This is a genomic window from Segatella copri (assembly GCF_003465495.1).
GTDB classification, from domain to species: domain Bacteria; phylum Bacteroidota; class Bacteroidia; order Bacteroidales; family Bacteroidaceae; genus Prevotella; species Prevotella copri_G.
In genome coordinates this window covers 97,562-115,140 of record NZ_QSAV01000001.1, presented here as the reverse complement: position 1 = coordinate 115,140, position 17,579 = coordinate 97,562, and the positions used below count along the sequence as shown (strand labels likewise).

General features: G+C 44.3%; 11 protein-coding genes. All 11 read left to right on the top strand.

What is annotated here, in order from left to right:
* Nucleotides 1-35: 35 nt before the first annotated feature.
* The 11 genes from DWV53_RS00365 (at nucleotide 36) to xyl3A (ending at nucleotide 17,562) form a co-directional block, all read left to right on the top strand.
* The gene (locus DWV53_RS00365) at nucleotides 36-3,038 is read left to right on the top strand and encodes a SusC/RagA family TonB-linked outer membrane protein (protein WP_259318872.1); all 3,003 of its coding nucleotides are present in this window, start codon (nucleotides 36-38) and stop codon (nucleotides 3,036-3,038) included.
* 19 nt (nucleotides 3,039-3,057) lie between these two features.
* Nucleotides 3,058-4,854 carry a RagB/SusD family nutrient uptake outer membrane protein gene (locus tag DWV53_RS00360; RefSeq protein WP_118150860.1) on the top strand — a complete coding sequence of 599 codons (1,797 nt, stop codon included), beginning with the start codon at nucleotides 3,058-3,060 and terminating at the stop codon, nucleotides 4,852-4,854.
* A gap of 119 nt (nucleotides 4,855-4,973) precedes the next feature.
* A complete protein-coding gene (locus tag DWV53_RS00355) occupies nucleotides 4,974-5,318 on the top strand; it encodes a hypothetical protein (protein WP_118150858.1) in 345 nt (114 codons plus the stop codon).
* 104 nt (nucleotides 5,319-5,422) lie between these two features.
* Nucleotides 5,423-6,625, top strand: coding sequence for an RHS repeat domain-containing protein (locus tag DWV53_RS00350; RefSeq protein ID WP_118150856.1), 1,203 nt, complete (start codon nucleotides 5,423-5,425; stop codon nucleotides 6,623-6,625).
* A gap of 8 nt (nucleotides 6,626-6,633) precedes the next feature.
* The gene (locus DWV53_RS00345) at nucleotides 6,634-7,128 is read left to right on the top strand and encodes a hypothetical protein (RefSeq protein WP_118150854.1); all 495 of its coding nucleotides are present in this window, start codon (nucleotides 6,634-6,636) and stop codon (nucleotides 7,126-7,128) included.
* A 37-nt stretch (nucleotides 7,129-7,165) separates the two neighbouring features.
* Nucleotides 7,166-7,336, top strand: a complete 171-nt coding sequence (locus DWV53_RS16370) for an NTF2 fold immunity protein (RefSeq protein ID WP_118150852.1) — start codon at nucleotides 7,166-7,168, stop codon at nucleotides 7,334-7,336.
* Between the two features lie 161 nt (nucleotides 7,337-7,497).
* Entirely contained in the window at nucleotides 7,498-10,008 is a 2,511-nt protein-coding gene (locus DWV53_RS00335; RefSeq protein ID WP_118150850.1) for a glycosyl hydrolase family 8, read from the top strand.
* A 13-nt stretch (nucleotides 10,009-10,021) separates the two neighbouring features.
* On the top strand, nucleotides 10,022-10,726 hold the full coding sequence (locus tag DWV53_RS00330) for an acetylxylan esterase (protein ID WP_118150848.1): 705 nt from the start codon (nucleotides 10,022-10,024) through the stop codon (nucleotides 10,724-10,726).
* Nucleotides 10,727-10,746: 20 nt separating this feature from the next.
* Nucleotides 10,747-12,237 (top strand): family 43 glycosylhydrolase, encoded by a 1,491-nt coding sequence (locus DWV53_RS00325; RefSeq protein ID WP_118150846.1) that lies wholly within the window; start codon nucleotides 10,747-10,749, stop codon nucleotides 12,235-12,237.
* Between the two features lie 66 nt (nucleotides 12,238-12,303).
* The gene (locus tag DWV53_RS00320; RefSeq protein WP_118150844.1) at nucleotides 12,304-14,841 is read left to right on the top strand and encodes a glycoside hydrolase family 31 protein; all 2,538 of its coding nucleotides are present in this window, start codon (nucleotides 12,304-12,306) and stop codon (nucleotides 14,839-14,841) included.
* 114 nt (nucleotides 14,842-14,955) lie between these two features.
* Complete coding sequence (gene xyl3A / locus DWV53_RS00315; RefSeq protein ID WP_118150842.1) at nucleotides 14,956-17,562, top strand: xylan 1,4-beta-xylosidase; 2,607 nt, start codon at nucleotides 14,956-14,958, stop codon at nucleotides 17,560-17,562.
* Nucleotides 17,563-17,579: the final 17 nt, after the last annotated feature.

Genomic DNA, 17,579 nt, shown 5'->3' with positions numbered 1-17,579 from the left:
TGGGAGTTTCGGCTCAGAGCATAGTAAAAGGTATAGTGACTGATCCAAGTGGAGAACCTGTGATTGGTGCTACTGTTAAAGTAGATGGTAGCAAGCTGGGTGTTGTTACCGACTTGGATGGTAAGTTTAGCATTGATGCTGCACCTGATGCAACATTGACAATTACCTATGTGGGTATGGAGCCTAAGACCGTGAAAGCTGAGGCTGGTAAAACCCTTTCCATTACCTTGAAGGATGATTCAAAAGTTCTGAATGATGTCGTTGTCATCGGTTATGGCGTTCAGAAGAAGAGCGACCTGACAGGTGCAGTTGCATCTATCAAGAGCGATGACATCAAGGGTTTGTCAGCTACCGATGCCGGTGCTGCCCTCCAGGGTAAGGCTGCCGGTGTGCAGATTATCAACTCGGGTGGTCCGGGTGAGGCTGCCGATATCCGTATCCGTGGTTATTCTTCCAATAGTGGTAATATCGGTCCGTTGCTCATCGTCGATGGTCTGAAGGTGGATAACATCCAGTACCTGGATCCATCTATGATTGAGAGCATGGAGGTATTGAAGGATGCCGCTTCTGCTGCCATCTATGGTGCGCAGGCTGGTAATGGTGTCGTTATCATTACTACCAAGACGGGTGCTGCCAATGGCGGTAAGGCTCAGATTTCTTACAGCAGCAAGTTCACTATCCAGTCGTTGGGAAAGAAGGCTGATATCTTTGATGCTCCTGAGTATATCGAGTATCATAAGTACTTGGGTGATATTGATGATGCCTTGCTCCAGAAAAACGGTTATAATGGACAGAATACCAACTGGTATGACGAGGTATTTGAGAATTCCTTGGCTCACCAGCATAGTCTCACCGTGCAGGCAAGCAATGGCAAGGGCCGTTTCCTCGCCAGCTTGAATATCCTGAACAATGATGGTATCGTTAAAGGTAGCAAGGATACTTATAAGCGTTTCACTGGTCAGATTAATGCCGATTATGATGTTTACAAGTGGTTGAACATTACTACCAATACATCTTTTGAAAAGTGGAAGACCAAAGGCGTGACCAAGGGTTATGGTTCATTGCTGAACTCTGTGGTTTCTATCGATCCTTTGACTCCAGCTTATATCAGTAATGTGGAGGATTTGGCTCCTGGCATGAAGGCAAAGGTAGAAGCCGGTGGCCCAGTTCCAAGAGATCCAAGCCATAACAATGACTACTATGGTACTTCTAAATATGTAGAAGATGCTACTGGTAACCCTCTCTATCAGCGCGACCGTCATGATACATGGAATTCTGGTATCAATGTACGTGGTACCGTTGCTGCCAATATCAAGCCATTCAAGGGCTTTACATTTACTTCTCGCTTAGGTTATCGTATCACTCAGAGTAACTATCATAACTACGAGACTCCATATTGGTTAACATCTATGGCACATAGTGAAAACTATACCATTGAAGCGAATACCAATAATGGTTTGTACTATCAGTGGGAGAACTTTGCCAACTATTTGACAACAATCGGCAAGCACACTATTGGTGCCATGGCAGGTATGTCGTTTACCAAGAATCATTGGGATAACAGTTCCATCAGTTCTACAGGAGGTAACATACTCACATCTTATGAGCCAAACTTCCATTACATCAACTACTTGTTGGCTGATGCAACCAAGAATGTAGGTAACGCTCCTTCAGATGCAACAGAGTTATCTTACTTTGGCCGTGTATCTTACAGCTATGACAACCGTTACTTCATGCAGGTTAACTTCCGTCGTGATGCTTTCGATACATCAAAACTTTCAAAGAAGGCACGTTGGGGTAATTTCCCATCAGTTTCAGCAGGATGGGCTATCAGCAATGAGAAGTTCTTCAAGGACAATATAAGCCGTGATGCCATTTCTTTCTTGAAACTTCGTGGTTCTTGGGGTCAGAATGGTAACGTCAATATCTTGAGCGATTATCGTTATGCTTCTACCATAGCTCTTAATCAGAGTTTCTATCAGTATAATCCTTCTATCGGAGATGGTAAGCTGACTTTAGGTTCTAAGCCTTCCGGACTTGCTAACCCAGACTTGAAGTGGGAAACTTCAGAACAGGTTGACCTTGGACTTGATGCGCGATTCCTTAACGACCGTTTAACTTTGGGCTTAGACTGGTATCGTAAGACAACCAAGGACCTCTTGATTGAAATCGCTCCTATTCCAGAGATTGGTGTAAACAAGAGAGTTGTTAATACAGGTAAGGTACTTAACTCTGGTCTTGATTTCGAGTTGGGTTGGAGAGATCACATCAAGGACTTTAAGTATAGTGTGACCGTAAATGGTTCAACTCTGAAGAATGAGGTGAAGGAGGTTTCTAACCTTGTAAGCCGTTTGACCGAAGTAGGTATCGATGGATTCAATAACCAGCTTAAGCCTACATTCGAGGCTGGCCATCAGGTATGGTATTTCCGTGGTTACAAGTATGCAGGTGTAGCCGAAGATGGTAGCGCTCTCTATTATAATAAGAATGGCGAAACAACTTCAGCTCCAACCGATGAAGATAAGCAGGATTTGGGCTCAGGTATTCCTAAGTTTACTTATGGTATTACTCTTAATGCAGAATATAAGGGCTTTGACCTCACCGTATTTGGAACAGGCTCTGCTGGCAACAAGATTTACAACTTGATGGTTTCTGCAGACCGTCCGTTGATCAATGGAATTGATACCTACTGGAAGGATTCTTGGAGAGCAGACCGCACCAATGCTAAATATCCTGATATGAAAAAGGTTGCTACAGACTGGAAGTTCTTCAGTTCTGATGCAGCTGTGTTCAGTGGCTCATATTTCAAGATCAAGCAGATTCAGTTGGGCTATACATTGCCAAAGGCTATCTCTAGCGTGGCAGGTATCAGCAATCTTCGTGTATATTGCTCACTGGATGATTTCTTCACCATCACCAAGTATCCTGGTGCTGATCCGGAGACCGCTTCTATGAATAGTGGCGCATCTCGTGGTTTTGATAATGGTACTTATCCAACTTCCAAGAAGGTGGTATTTGGTATCAATGTAACATTCTAACCTTTAATATTCAAAAACAATGAAGAAAATATTATTTTCAACAATATTGGCTCTTGCTGCCACAGGAACAATGACGCTCACGACATCTTGTGAGGATCAGCTTGACATTGAGCAGAAGGGTGTAATATATACCGAGAACTTCTATAAGACCGATGCTGATGCAGAGGCAGCCCTCGTTGCTGCATACGAAGGCTTTATGTGTAATGTGGTGGGACGTAACCACGATGGTGGTGGCCCAAGTATTTATACTCCATTGAAACTGATACTCAATGAGTGTGGAGACGATGTGTTGGCAGCAGGTGCCAACTCTGGTGATAATACGTTTGGTATCATGCTCAATCAGTTCTATTATGATGCTGAGGCTGAAGTGCCAAAGCATATGTACACAGGCCTCTATCACTCTGTATATACCTGTAACCTTGTACTCGATCACTTTGCCAAGGGTACTACCGCTGTGCAGAAACGTTGCGCCGCAGAGGCTCGTGTGCTTCGTGCTTATGATTATTTCCTGTTGGCTAATCTTTGGGGTACTCCACCATTGGTAACTAAAGCTCTGGATCCTTCTGCACAGCCTTTTAATTGTGATAAGGATCCTGAGCATCCTATGGATCACCAACAGTTGATAGAGTGGATTGCGCAGGAATGTGAGAATGCTGCCAACGATTTGGATGAGCGTAAAAGTAAGGATGACAAGGATGGAGCAGTGAAGGTAACCAAGGGCTTTGCATATGCTCTTGCCGGAAAGGCTTACCTTTTCGCCGGTCAGTATGACAAGGCTAAAATTGCCCTTAAAAAGGTTATAGACTCGGAGAAGTATGATCTTGTTCCTGGTGAGAAATATGCCGACAACTTCCATATCGAGGGTGATGCCAACGAGGAGAAGGTATTTGAAATCAACTTCGAGTATAATACAGGTAAGACCAATTGGGGTGGTATGATTCAGCGTTCTAGCTGGATGGAGACCAACTATTGGGATTGGCGTGCTGATCACTTTGTTGTTTCTCCTAACAAGGTTTATTGTGGCGGCGTTGATGGCTGGGGTGGCCTTGGCGTGCCTCAGTGGTTTGGTGACGAGTTCTATAAAAATGATGGTGATCACTCTTATCGCTTGAAGGCTACTTTAAAGCATATTGATGATGCGGTTTATCATATGTCTTACGGCAAGGATGAAATCGATAATATGACTGACGAGCAGAAGAAAACCAGTGACAAGATTGGCATCAATGACCCTGTTCAGGGTCTCTACGGCAACTCTACCTGGTTGGCGTTCAAGCAAATAATGAGGGCTTCTGATACTGATGGCAAGAAATATGGTGATAATATTCGCTTGAATAATTATCTTGTCATGCGTTACGCTGAGGTTTTGCTCAATTATGCAGAGGCTTGTCTTCAGACAGGCGATCAGGCTGAAGCTAAGAAATATATCAACATGATTCAGAAACGTGCTGGTTCCAAGACAATCAGTGAAACTGTTGATATGGATGTGTTGAAGAAAGAAAAGTCATATGAACTTTGGCTTGAAGGCTGTCGTTGGTTCGATATCATGCGATGGAATGATACAAAGGCCATTGAGCGTTTGACTAAGGCTGGTACAGTCGTGCCACATTTGTTTGATAAGGTTTTCAGAGCTCCAAAGGCAGACGACCAGGATGTAGCTTGGGAGCATGGATCAGAAGCAAACAGCCGTTTCTATACGACCAACACTCCTGAGACTAATTTCAAGGTAGGTTTCAAGAAGGGCAAGCATGAGTTCTTCCCTTATCCACAGACCGTGTTGGATAAGAACCCTAACCTAAAGCAGAATCCTGGTTGGTAATCATGAAGTTGTTTTGTTAATATAGTGTTTTAAGTTTAAAGAACTATAGATTGTTTGACAATTAGGGGGTGTTTTGAAAAAAAGCACTCCCTTTTTTTCTTCTTTAAAGGAATTTACATATGAAAACATGGATCATTAGAATAATGAAAAAATTAATTGTATTTATGCTGTTATTTTGTATGTTTTCTTGTACACAGGAGAGAAGAGAACGACATATGGTTTCTTTTATAGTTAAAGACTTGGAAAGATATCCAATGGGTAAGAATTCTTATTTGATTGTAAATTCTAAAGATGTACCAATATGGTATAATCGCATTAAAGGTTCATATTGGGTAGGTCCTTTTTATGAGGATTTGATACAATCTCCTTTTGGATTTTCTTTTTCTAGTGGAAATGTATACAAAATTGCAGCTAGTGAGAATGTATATATGTTTGATAAACATATGAAAAGCAAGGATGTATAAAAGACATCGAGATAGTGTTTGGGTTAATTATCAACCCGATACGCTTGTAATGCCTAAAATTAAACGAGATACATTAATAGAAAAATAATATAGTTTATCGTCTTATGAAAAGATTTATAATACTTGTAGTATTCAAGGATGGAGCAAATGCGGACGTGGAGTATTTCTATGATGCAAATGGCGCATTGGTCAAGGACTTGAACAAGGGCATCAGCAATATAGAGTATGATATTCTTGGTAACTTGAAGTGCATCACTTTCTCTAATGGCTTCAAGACGAAATATATCTATGATGCCGCTGGATATAAGCTAAGAACCACCCATGAATCAGCCGTAACAAATACGACTGACTACATCGGTAATTTTATATTCGAAGATGGCAAACTGGATAAGTATCTCTTTGATGGTGGTTATTGCTCTTTCGATAATAATCAGAATCCAACTTTCCATTATTACGAGAAAGACCATCTAGGCAGTATAAGAATGGTTGTGAATGAGAATGGCACGATAGAGCAAGTGAATCATTACTATCCATTCGGTGGAGTATATGGCGACTTGTCATACAAAGGCGAGTTGCAAAGAAACAAGTACATCGGCAAGGAGTTCGACCATATGTATGGCTTGGATTGGTATGACCATGGTGCAAGAATGTATGATGCGGCAAGATTGGCTTGGGATAGGATGGAGCCTTTGTATGACAAATATTACCCTCTTAATACTTATTTGTATAGTGGAAATAATCCGATTAATTCTATTGATGATGATGGTAATAGAATTATTGTGTGGTATAAAGACAAAATCGGAAATGATCAATCTTTCGTTTTTACAGGACAAGAAACGAAAGAATTACCGCAGAATCAATTTGTAAGGGACTTTATTCAGGCATATTTTTACAATATAAATAATGGTGGTGGTAAGGCAATGCTTGAAGCTGCAAAATCTCAGGTTGATTTTAATCTGTTTAATGCTTTAGATTTAAAAGAAAATGAGAGCTATTATCAAAATAATGGTCGCAAAGATAAATATGTAGTTTGGCAATCTCGTCAAGGACTTCTTTTAAGTAATGGAGATAAACAATCTGCTGCAACAATTTTGGAACATGAATTTGCTCATTACGTTGATGATGTGCTAAATCACAAAAATCATAAAGAAAGGGAACAAACTAAGGATTATCAATATGATAATAAAGAAGAAAAACGAGTTGTTACCGGATATGAAAGTTTAACAGCAAGAAAAAATAAAGAGGGAATTCGTAAAAATCATAAGGGAAAAAAAATTCCAACGAAGAACTCTTTTAGTATAAAATAAAAAAGCGTATGAAGAAATTATTTTTTTGCATATTTATGTTGACATCTTGTTCTTTTAAAAAGGACATTATGGTTTCTTACCTTTATGATGGGGTGGAGACTCCTTTTTCTGTCGAACCCAAAAAATTTGATTCAGATTTTCAACATTATAAAGTTGATATGTCTTATATACCTAAAAATGAGTTTGATAGTATTTATAATGGTTTTAAAAAAACAAATGATAAAAAGATAGAAGAATTTGATGTGCGTTTTAGCGTAAAAATTGGCAATGCTAAATATTATATTAATCGCTGGTTTGATGTTGTAAATGTTCATCATGATAGTATTTCTGTAAATCCGCGAGTCATATATCTGTTAAGACAATATTCTGGATTTTATAATTACATAGAATCAGAAGATTTAGTGTCTCCTGATATAAAATTATATGGTATTCCAAAAAATTACCAATATATGTATCCTTCTAAAAAAAGAGGTAAAAAAGTAATATTGTACCCTCAAAAGTGAATGGGTGAGTTTGAATTATTGTGAGAAGTAATCAAATATTTATGGGGAAAAGCAAATCAATTCAGAACTTCCCTTGAAAATTTCTTTGATAAATAATAGATTCTGGCAAATAGAAGGTTCGTTGCCACCAAATATGACAGGTGGTACAGCCATTATAGTGATTAAAAAAGATGATGGGCAAATACAATATATTCGCCATACAAAATGACGGTTGGGTATTTATAGATTTAATTTGCCCCTTCCAATAAGGGTACGGAAAAACAAGATAAAGTTTTTGCAACATGAGACAAAGTGTATATGAAGGAAAATATGTAATTTTGCAGCATCAACTAATAATTTTAATATAAAAGAATGAATGTTCGAAAAATAATGAGATGCATTGCTTTGGCTGTATTGTCTTATGACACAGCCTTGGCGCAGAATCCAATCATCAACAGTCAGTTTACGGCAGATCCAACGGCTCGTGTGTTTAATGGGAAGATATATCTCTATCCTTCTCATGATATTCCGAGTCCTATCGAGAAACTGAAGACTTGGTTTTGTATGCCTGATTATCATGTCTTCTCATCCAGCAATCTGACGGATTGGGAAGACCATGGAGTCATCGTTTCGCAGGACAAAGTACCTTGGGTACAGGACGGCAGTTATACGATGTGGGCTCCTGACTGTGTAGAGAAAGATGGGAAATATTATTTCTATTTCCCTGCTGCTCCGAAAGGGGAGGAGAAGGGATTCGGAATAGGTGTGGCGGTTGCCGACCAGCCTGAAGGACCGTTTATGCCGATGTGGAAACCCATAGAGGGTGTGCACGGCATAGATCCTTGTGTGCTGATAGATAAGGACGGACAGGCTTATATCTACTGGGCTGGAGCAGGATTGCACATGGCTAAGCTGAAACCAAACATGACGGAACTTGCCTCGGAACCAAAACAGGTAGAGGGGTTGCCTGAGGGATTCAAGGAAGGTCCATTTGCCTTCGAGCGTAACGGCAAGTATTATTTCACCTTCCCATGGGTACGTGAAAAGGATGGAACCGAAACGCTGGCTTATGCCATGGCTGACCATCCGATGGGACCTTTCACATTCAAGGGCATCATCATGGATGAGTCGCCTACGAAGTGCTGGACCAATCATCATAGCATCGTGGAATATCAGGGACAGTGGTATCTCTTCTATCACCATAATGATTATTCGCCTAAGTTCGACAAGAACCGCTCGGTGCGAATCGACTCTCTGAACTTCAATCCTGACGGAACGATACAGAAGGTGATACCTACGCTAAGAGGTGTGGGATTGACGAAGGCTCGTTCGCGTATTCAGATTGACCGTTATTCTGCGCTGCAAGGCAAGGGTATTGGTATTGAATATCTGGATAAGAACAACTGCTTTGCCGGCTGGAAGACTCTCTTTTCTAAATCGAATACAGCTCTTATATATAATAAGGTGGATTTCGGTAATGAGAAGGTGGAAGAAATCACCATTCGTGCCAAGTCTTCAAAGGGCGGTGTGCTCGTAGTCAGAGCCGATGGCAAGAAGGGCAATATCATCGCTAAGGTGAAGATTCCAAAGTCGGCTGGCTGGAAGAATATCCGTGCCCAGGTGCTTCATGCTCCTCAGGGCGTTCATGCTCTCCACGTATCCTTGCAGAGTGGTGCCGACGTAGAGGTTGACTGGCTGGGCTTCGATGCGTTGCCTTGGGAAAAGGGAGCTTTCGAAACTCACCAGTATCGTAATCTCTTTGCCGAGATGGGCTATAAGCAGGCTGATATTGACAGGAAGGTGAACGAAGTGTTCAATGATGTATTCTACGGTAAGAACAAGGTTTATTTCGAGGTGGGCGATTCCATGGGATATGTCAGCGATATAAAGAACAATGATGTGAGAACCGAAGGCATGTCGTATGGAATGATGGCTGCCGTGCAGTTTGGCAAGAAGGACATCTTCGACCGCCTCTGGCGATGGAGCAAGAAATACATGCAGCATCAGGAAGGACCTTATAAGGGCTATTTCGCATGGAGCTGCAAGACTGATGGAACGAGAAATGCGCAGGGAGCCGCATCGGATGGTGAACTCTATTTCGTAACTTCGCTCATCTTTGCATCCAACCGATGGGGCAATGATACGGGCATCAACTATCTGAAGGAAGCGCAGCATATTCTGGATTGCAGCATGCAGAAGGTGGGAATGGACCGCACAGCTCCGCTCATCAATCTCGAACATCAGCTCATCACCTTTACGCCCGATCATTGGGGCGGGAAGTTTACCGACCCTTCTTACCATCTCCCTGCCTTTTACGAGGTTTGGGCGAAATGGGCTAACGACGGACGTTCCCAGTTCTGGAAGGAGTGTGCTGAGAAAAGCCGTGAGTTCCTGCATAAGTGTATCAATGAGAAAACGGGCTTGAACCCGGACTATTGCAACTATGATGGCAGTCTGATGAAGACCGGTCGGTTGCTGGGTGATGCTTTCCGTTATGATTCATGGCGAGTGCCAATGAATATAGCGCTCGATTATTCCTGGGCTTGCAAGGATAAGGAGTGGCAGCAGAAATATGCCAATACGCTGCAGAACTTCCTGTATAGTAAGGGCATTGATTCTTTCCTGGACCAGTATAATGTAGATGGCACAATGGTAGAAGATATTCTGCCGGCAGGTACGGCTCCTAAGACACTCCGTCATTCTATCGGTTTTGTTGCCACTTCGGCTGCGGCTTCATTGGTCAGCAATCATGTGAAGGGCAGGGAATTCGTCAGTCATTTCTGGAATGCCAAGCATGAACCGGATAAAGAAGGCTTCTTCGATGGCTATTACGACGGACTGTTGCGTCTCTTCGCCTTCATGCATCTGAGTGGCCGTTATCAGATTATCGAACCTCAATAATAATGAATAGTCTATGTACAACTTTTTAAAAAAAATAGTTAGATTGTTTTGTTTATGTGTATTCCTTTTTGGGCATTCCTCTGCGGATGCCCAAAATAAGGAATTACCAGTAGACATCAATCCTTATTTTGGACCAGTCGGCAAGCAGGCTGCCATGCCTAATGCGGCTGGATTTATTCAGAGATGGTTGCTTCTGGAGCCCATCTCTATGCCGGTCAAGAGCAATGTCGTTTTTACAGATTCTTATCTGAAGGAGGTATTCCATACGCAGTATTTCCCTAGACAGATGGAAACTGTTCCTAAGAATGGAGCCGTCGTGAAGGTGGGCAAGGAAAAACTGAAATGGCATGCGCTGGACAGTAAACTGTTTAATGTGAAGCTCTTCCGTTTCGCTACTTCGTTTAAGAAACCCAAGTATGGTGTCTTGTTCTGGGCGGTTACCATTATCGATTGCCCTGAGGAGATGAAAGACGTCCGCTTGTCTGTTGGCTCGAATGGTGCTTCCATGTGGTGGCTCAATGGTGAGGAGGCGGTGATGCTCGAAGGCGACCGAAGAATGGTTCGCGATGATGTGGTTTCTAAGAAACTTACCTTGAAGAAAGGTAGAAATATCCTTCGTGGTGCAGTCATCAATGGTCCTGGTATGAGCGACTTCTGTGTCCGATTCATCGACGGACAGGGCAAGCCTGTCAGAAACCTGTCTATTCACGTGAAGTAGTGCAATCAATAAAGAAAGTTATGAAACAGAACAATATATTTTTCAGATATTTTAGCCCGGTTGCTGCTCAGCAGAAACTTTATGTCGCTGCTTTGGTTGCCTTGTTGTCTTCTTCTGCTTACGAGGCAGAAGCCCAGGTGGGCGAACCTTTCATTCATGATCCTTCTACCATTGCCCTGTGTGATGGAAAGTATTATACCTTTGGAACGGGTGAAGGTGGAATCTGGTCGGAGGATGGCTGGACCTGGCAGGGTGGTGCTGTTCGTCCCGGCAGAGGAGCGGCTCCTGATGTGTTGAAGATTGGCGACCGTTATCTTGTAGCCTACAGTGCTACGGGTGGTGGATTGGGAGGCAGTCATCGCGGTGATGTCCTGACGATGTGGAACAAAACGCTTGATCCGAAATCGCCTGATTTCAAATATACTGAACCGGTGGTGGTAGCTTCTTCATTGGATGATGAAGACTGTGATGCCATTGATGCGGGCTTGTTGCTCGACCCTACTACCGGCAGACTCTGGCTCAGTTATGGTACCTATTTCGGATTTATCCGTCTGGTAGAACTTGATCCGAAGACAGGTAAGCGGATGGAAGGCAACGAACCCGTCAATATCGCCATCGACTGCGAGGCTACTGATTTGATTTACCGCAACGGCTGGTATTATCTTCTCGGCACCCATGGCACCTGTTGCGATGGTCCTAATTCTACCTACAATATCGTGGTGGGACGTTCGCGAAAGATAACCGGTCCATACGTAGATAATGTGGGCAGAGAGATGTTGCAGGGCGGTGGAAAAATGGTGATTGCTGCCAATAATCTGAAGACGGGTCCCGGTCACTTCGGCCGCTATATCGAGGAAGAGGGTGTAGAAAAGATGTCGTTCCACTATGAGTCTGATTTCAGACAGGGAGGACGAAGCGTGTTGGCCATCCGTCCTTTGTTGTGGAAGAACGACTGGCCTGTGGCTGGTGATGAATTTCATGCCGGAACCTACGAGATAGAATCGGAACGAAGAGGCTATGCTCTGGAGATTGCCGTAGATTTCGTGAGAATGCAGCGGGATATCGAACCTTTCTGGATTAAGCCGACCAAGCCTCTGAAGAATATCGAACCTCAGACCTTGAAGGAGGTAGAGGCAGAATGGCCTAAGGGCGAGGTAAAGGTAAGAATGAACGATTATATGTTCCGTCCTCATCAGAAGTGGAATATCATGCCTGCCGGAAAGGGTGGTTATCTGGGTGGTCCTTATTATAAAATCTGCATAGAAGGCACTACTTGCTATCTTACCGCAACCGCTCAGCATGATGTCATTGCCAAACCTGAGTTTACGGGTGAAGATGCCCAGCTTTGGCGTATCGAGCAGCTTACCGATGGCACCTATCGCATCATGCCAAAGGCAGTGCCAGGCACAGAAGAGAAACTGGCTTTGGTTTCACTCGGCGATTGTACCCCAGGCTTGGCTCCTTTCGATTTCAATAGCGATAATTCTAAATGGAATTTCAGACAACAATAAATTCATGATGATTTGACAATCGAGAAGCGTCCCAATCATAAACCCTCTAATAAAATAAACAGAAGTATGCTAAAGAATTTATCTTTCATTGCCCTTTTGGGCATCGCTGTCGTTGGCGTTCCAAGTGAACTCAGCGCCAAGAATGTAAAGGTGGCAGGCACCCAGAAAGGTGCGGCTGCCAAGTCTATCACCCGTCAGGTGGCTCAGCAGAATGTAACCATCGAATTCTATTCTCCATCCATCGTCCGCATCTTGAAATCTGATGCCGGACTTGGTGCTCCTGTTCAGAAGAAAAGCTATTCTGTCATCTTGAAATCTCAGCAGATGAAGGGCGTTCAAATACAGGAAAACGGTGATATTGTAAAAATCAATTCTAGTTTTATTTCCGTTGAACTGAATCAGCAGACTGGCGAAATCCGCTTCCTTTCGAAGGATGGAAAGCTGCTGCTTACTGATACGAAGACCCGTCTGGAAGCTCGCAAGGATGAAGCCAACAAGGGCAAGTACCGTATAGAGCAGGACTTCCGTCTTGCTGATGACGAGGCCATCTATGGTCTGGGACAGTTGCGCGATGTTTACATGAATCAGCGTGGTCGACAGAATATCGTACTCTGGAACAATAATACTTATATCGCCATCCCTTATTTCACCAGTGAGAAGGGCTATGGTCTTTACTGGGACAATGCAGGAAAAACCTATTTCAATGATATCGTAGCATCCAAGAATAATGGCAACCAGCCATCATGCACTTCCTTTACCAGTGAAGTGGGAACCTGCGCCGACTACTATTTCATGTATAAGGATGGTACGCAAGATGGAGTCATCGCCAGCATCCGTGAACTCACCGGACAGGCTACGATGTTCCCGAAATGGGCGATGGGCTTCTGGCAATGCCGTGAGCGCTATAAGACCAGTGATGAACTGGCTGGCGTGTTGGACAAGTATCGCGAACTGAAGATTCCTACTGATGCCATCGTGCAGGACTGGCAGTATTGGGGATGCGACTCCAACTGGAATGCGATGAAGTTCCAGAACCCATACTATATAAATAAGGTGGGCGACCCAGCCTATGCCAAGTATCTTCCTACCGATATGAAGCAGATGAAGGTACAGGGAGAACCCCGTCTGAAGAGTCCGGAAGAGATGGTGAAGTATGTTCATAAGAACGATGCCCATCTGATGATTTCCATCTGGGCAAGTTTCGGTCCTTGGACAGAGCAGTATCGTGAACTGAAGAAGATGAATGCCCTCCTTCCTTTTGAAACGTGGCCAAGAAACAGTGGCGTGATGCCATACGATGTCTTCAATCCGAAGGCTCGCAACCTCTACTGGAAGTATCTTACTCATCTCTACCAGATGGGCTTTGATGCCTGGTGGACCGATTCTACGGAGCCAGACCATTTTGAGAAGCCGGGCGATGAGAACTATCAGACCTTCGATGGTTCATGGTTGGGTGTGAAGAACGCCTTCCCATTGTTGCACAACAAGAGCATCTACGAGCACCAGAGAGCGATGAAGGGCAACACAAAGCGTTCGCTCCAGATGACTCGAAGCGGCAGTCTCGGTATTCAGCATTATGGCACCATCTGCTGGAGCGGTGATGTGGTGGCTTCCTGGGACGAGATGAAGAATCAGATTCCATCGGGCTTGAACTTCTCGCTCTGCGGTATCCCATTCTGGAACACCGACCTAGGTGGTTTCTTCTACTGGGAGTTTGAACAGAATCCAAAGAATCCAGCCATTCAGGAATTGCAGACCCGCTGGATGCAGTGGGGAACCTTCATGCCATTGATGCGCAACCACTGTTCTTCGCCGATGGTAAGCGAACTGTATGAATTCGGAAAGCAGGGCGACTGGGCTTATGATGCTATGATTAAGGCCATCAAGCTGCGCTATCGCCTTTTGCCTTATATCTACAGTACGGCTGGCGACTGTGTACAGAATAGCGGAAGCATGATGCGTGCCCTGGTAATGGATTATGCGGCAGACAAGAAGGCTTCCCGTCTGAACGATGAGTATCTCTTCGGCCGCAACATTCTGGTGAAGCCGGTAACCGATCCTTTATACACTTGGAAGGATAAGGAGAAGAAGGGCCATACCATCTATCCTGATGTAAGGAAGGCAGCTGCGCCTGTGAATGTTTACTTGCCAAAGGGTAATAAATGGTATGATTTCTGGAGCAACACCCAGTATGAGGGCGGTCAAGATATCCAGCGCCTTTGTCCTATCGACATCATGCCTGTATTCATCAAGGCAGGTACCATCCTGCCATTCGGTCCTGAAGTGCAGTATAGTTCAGAGAAACCTTGGGATGAACTGGAGATTCGTGTCTATCCTGGTGCTGATGGTAAATTTACGCTCTATGAGGATGAGGGCGACAACTATAATTACGAGAAGGGTAAATTCTCGGAAATCCAGTTTGTTTGGAATGAAGTAGACAGAACCCTGAACATCGCACCACGCAAGGGCAGCTATAAGGGAATGCTCCAGCATCGCAGATTCCATATCGTACTGGTGGATACCAATAGTGGTGCGGGCGATCAGCCTATGCAGGCAAGCAAGAGTGTGGAATATGACGGAAAGGCTGTAAAGATACAGCTGTAAGTGTTACATTATATAAAGTATTTGATACTTGTGATAAAGTAGTATTCTGCTTTTTTGTTTATCTTTGCAGCGCAAATAACAATTTAATATACTAATAGCTTAATAGTAATTACAATGAACAAGAATGTTATATACGCAGCTTTGATGTTTGTGGTAACTATGTCCTCCGGCAATGCCTCAGCTCAGCAGTTTCCTTATCAGAATCCAGCCCTCTCGGCTCATGAGAGAGCGGTAGATTTATGTGGTCGTCTCACTTTGGAAGAGAAAGCTTCTCTGATGTTGGATGATTCGCCGGCTATCCCGCGATTGGGAATCAAGAGATTCCAGTGGTGGAGCGAGGCACTGCATGGTGTGGCGAACATGGGAGATGTAACCGTTTTTCCGGAACCTATCGGAATGGCAGCTTCGTTTAACGACAGAATGGTGTATAGAGTCTTTGATGCAACATCTGATGAGATGCGTGCCAAATGGAATGAACTGCAGCAGAAGGGAGGAGATGTAACCCGTTTCCATGCCCTCTCTGTCTGGACTCCAAACGTGAATATCTTCCGTGATCCTCGCTGGGGACGTGGACAGGAAACCTATGGTGAGGATCCTTATCTTACCAGTAGGATGGGATGTGCCGTGGTGCGCGGATTGCAGGGACCTGAAGATACGAAATACCGCAAACTCTGGGCTTGTGCCAAGCACTATGCAATTCATAGCGGACCAGAATGGGCTCGCCATACAGACAATATTACCGATGTTACACCGCGCGACCTTTGGGAAACTTATATGCCTGCCTTCAAATCACTTGTGCAGGATGCCAAGGTGCGTGAGGTGATGTGTGCCTATCAGCGTTGGGATGATGAACCATGCTGCGGCAACACCCGCCTTTTGCAGCAGATTCTCAGGGACGAGTGGGGATTCAAGTACCTGGTAGTTTCCGACTGTGGCGCTGTTACTGATTTCTGGGAGAATCATAAGGTTTCGAGCAATGCCAGAAATGCGGCTGCCAAGGGCGTGCTGGCTGGTACAGATGTGGAGTGTGGATATAATTATGCATATAAGTCTGTGCCTGAGGCTGTGAAGTATGGTGCCTTGACTGAAGATGAAGTTGATAAGCATGTGATTCGTCTGCTCGAAGGTCGTTTCGATTTGGGCGAGATGGATGACAACAAGATCGTATCATGGTCGAAGATTCCAGTATCGGTGCTTTGCAGTAAGGCGCATCGCCAGCTCTCGCTCGATATGGCTCTGCAGACCATGACGCTGCTCCAAAATAAGAATGAGGTATTACCTCTCGATAAAAAGGTAAAGAAGATTGCTTTCATCGGACCAAATGTGGATAACGAACCGATGATGTGGGGAAACTATAATGGTACTCCACGACAGACAATTACCATCCTGGATGGTATCAAGAGTCGTTTGAAGAAAAACCAGATCGTCACCTTTAAAGGGTGCGACTTGGTGAACGACCAAGTTTTGAATTCTTACTTCGACCAGTGTAGCATGGATGGCAAGATGGGCTTTAAGGGCACTTTCTGGAACAATCGCAAGATGGAAGGCAAGCCTGTTGTCATCACCCAGGAGAAGAATCCTGTGCAGGTAACGACCTATGGTCAGCACTCCTTCGCTCCTAATGTGAAGCTGGTGGGCTTCTCTGCAAAATATGAAACCGTGTTCCGTCCTAAGCAGACAGACAAGGTGTTGCTCGACGTGGCTGGTTGCGGTCACTACGAGGTTTATCTGAATGGTGAGAAGAAGGCAGAGCATTCTATCTGGCGCACTACCGAGAGTCGTATCGAGTTCCAAGCCGAGAAGGGCAAGGAGTATAAGATAGAGATTCGCTATCACGAGATGCCTAACTATAATGCGGACATGAAGTTCAATATCGGGCATGAGAATCCTATCGACTATCAGGCTTCGCTCAAGAAGTTGAAGGATTGCGAGACAGTAGTCTTCGTAGGTGGCATCTCTCCACAGTTGGAAGGTGAGGAAATGCCTATCGAGATTTCTGGCTTCAAGGGTGGTGACCGCACCAACATCGAATTGCCTAAGGTTCAGCGCAATTTCCTGAAGGCTTTGAAGGAGGCGGGCAAAAAGGTTGTCTTTGTCAACTGTTCGGGTTCGGCTATCGCCTTGACTCCAGAGACAGAGAGTTGCGATGCCATTCTCCAAGCCTGGTATCCTGGTCAGGAAGGTGGTGAGGCTGTGGCTCGTGTACTCTTCGGAGAGTACAATCCTGCCGGCAAGTTGCCTATTACGTTCTATAAGAATTCTGAGCAGTTGCCTGATTTCAAGGATTACAGCATGAAGGGCAGAACCTATCGTTATATGAACGATGCACTCTTCCCATTCGGTTACGGCTTGAGCTACACTTCTTTCCGTATTGGCGATGCTACACTTTCCAACTCTATCCTGAAGAAGGGTGAGAAGATTACGCTGAAGGTACCGGTAAGCAATGTAGGAAAGAAGGATGGAACCGAGGTGGTGCAGGTGTATGTGAAGGATCCTGCCGATACCGAAGGACCATTGAAGAGCTTGAAGGCTTTCGAGAGAGTGGAGGTGAAGGCAGGAAAAACTGCTGAGGCTGTCATTACGCTGGATAGCAGAAACTTCGAACTCTTCGATGCTGCAACCAATACCGTCCGTGCCAAGGCAGGAAAGTATGAGGTTTATTACGGCAGCAGTTCGGCTGATAAGGATTTGAAGAAACTGGATGTTTCTATTGAATATTAAGTAACGGTATACTTTAA

What these genes read in the sequence shown, in the direction of transcription:
- DWV53_RS00355 (WP_118150858.1), top strand. Translation starts at nt 4,974, where the DNA reads ATGAAAACATGGATCATTAGAATAATGAAAAAATTAATTGTATTTATG.
- DWV53_RS00330 (WP_118150848.1), top strand. Translation starts at nt 10,022, where the DNA reads ATGTACAACTTTTTAAAAAAAATAGTTAGATTGTTTTGTTTATGTGTA.
- xyl3A (WP_118150842.1), top strand. Translation starts at nt 14,956, where the DNA reads ATGAACAAGAATGTTATATACGCAGCTTTGATGTTTGTGGTAACTATG.
- DWV53_RS00350 (WP_118150856.1), top strand. Translation starts at nt 5,423, where the DNA reads ATGAAAAGATTTATAATACTTGTAGTATTCAAGGATGGAGCAAATGCG.
- DWV53_RS00360 (WP_118150860.1), top strand. Translation starts at nt 3,058, where the DNA reads ATGAAGAAAATATTATTTTCAACAATATTGGCTCTTGCTGCCACAGGA.
- DWV53_RS00335 (WP_118150850.1), top strand. Translation starts at nt 7,498, where the DNA reads ATGAGATGCATTGCTTTGGCTGTATTGTCTTATGACACAGCCTTGGCG.
- DWV53_RS00320 (WP_118150844.1), top strand. Translation starts at nt 12,304, where the DNA reads ATGCTAAAGAATTTATCTTTCATTGCCCTTTTGGGCATCGCTGTCGTT.
- DWV53_RS00345 (WP_118150854.1), top strand. Translation starts at nt 6,634, where the DNA reads ATGAAGAAATTATTTTTTTGCATATTTATGTTGACATCTTGTTCTTTT.
- DWV53_RS00325 (WP_118150846.1), top strand. Translation starts at nt 10,747, where the DNA reads ATGAAACAGAACAATATATTTTTCAGATATTTTAGCCCGGTTGCTGCT.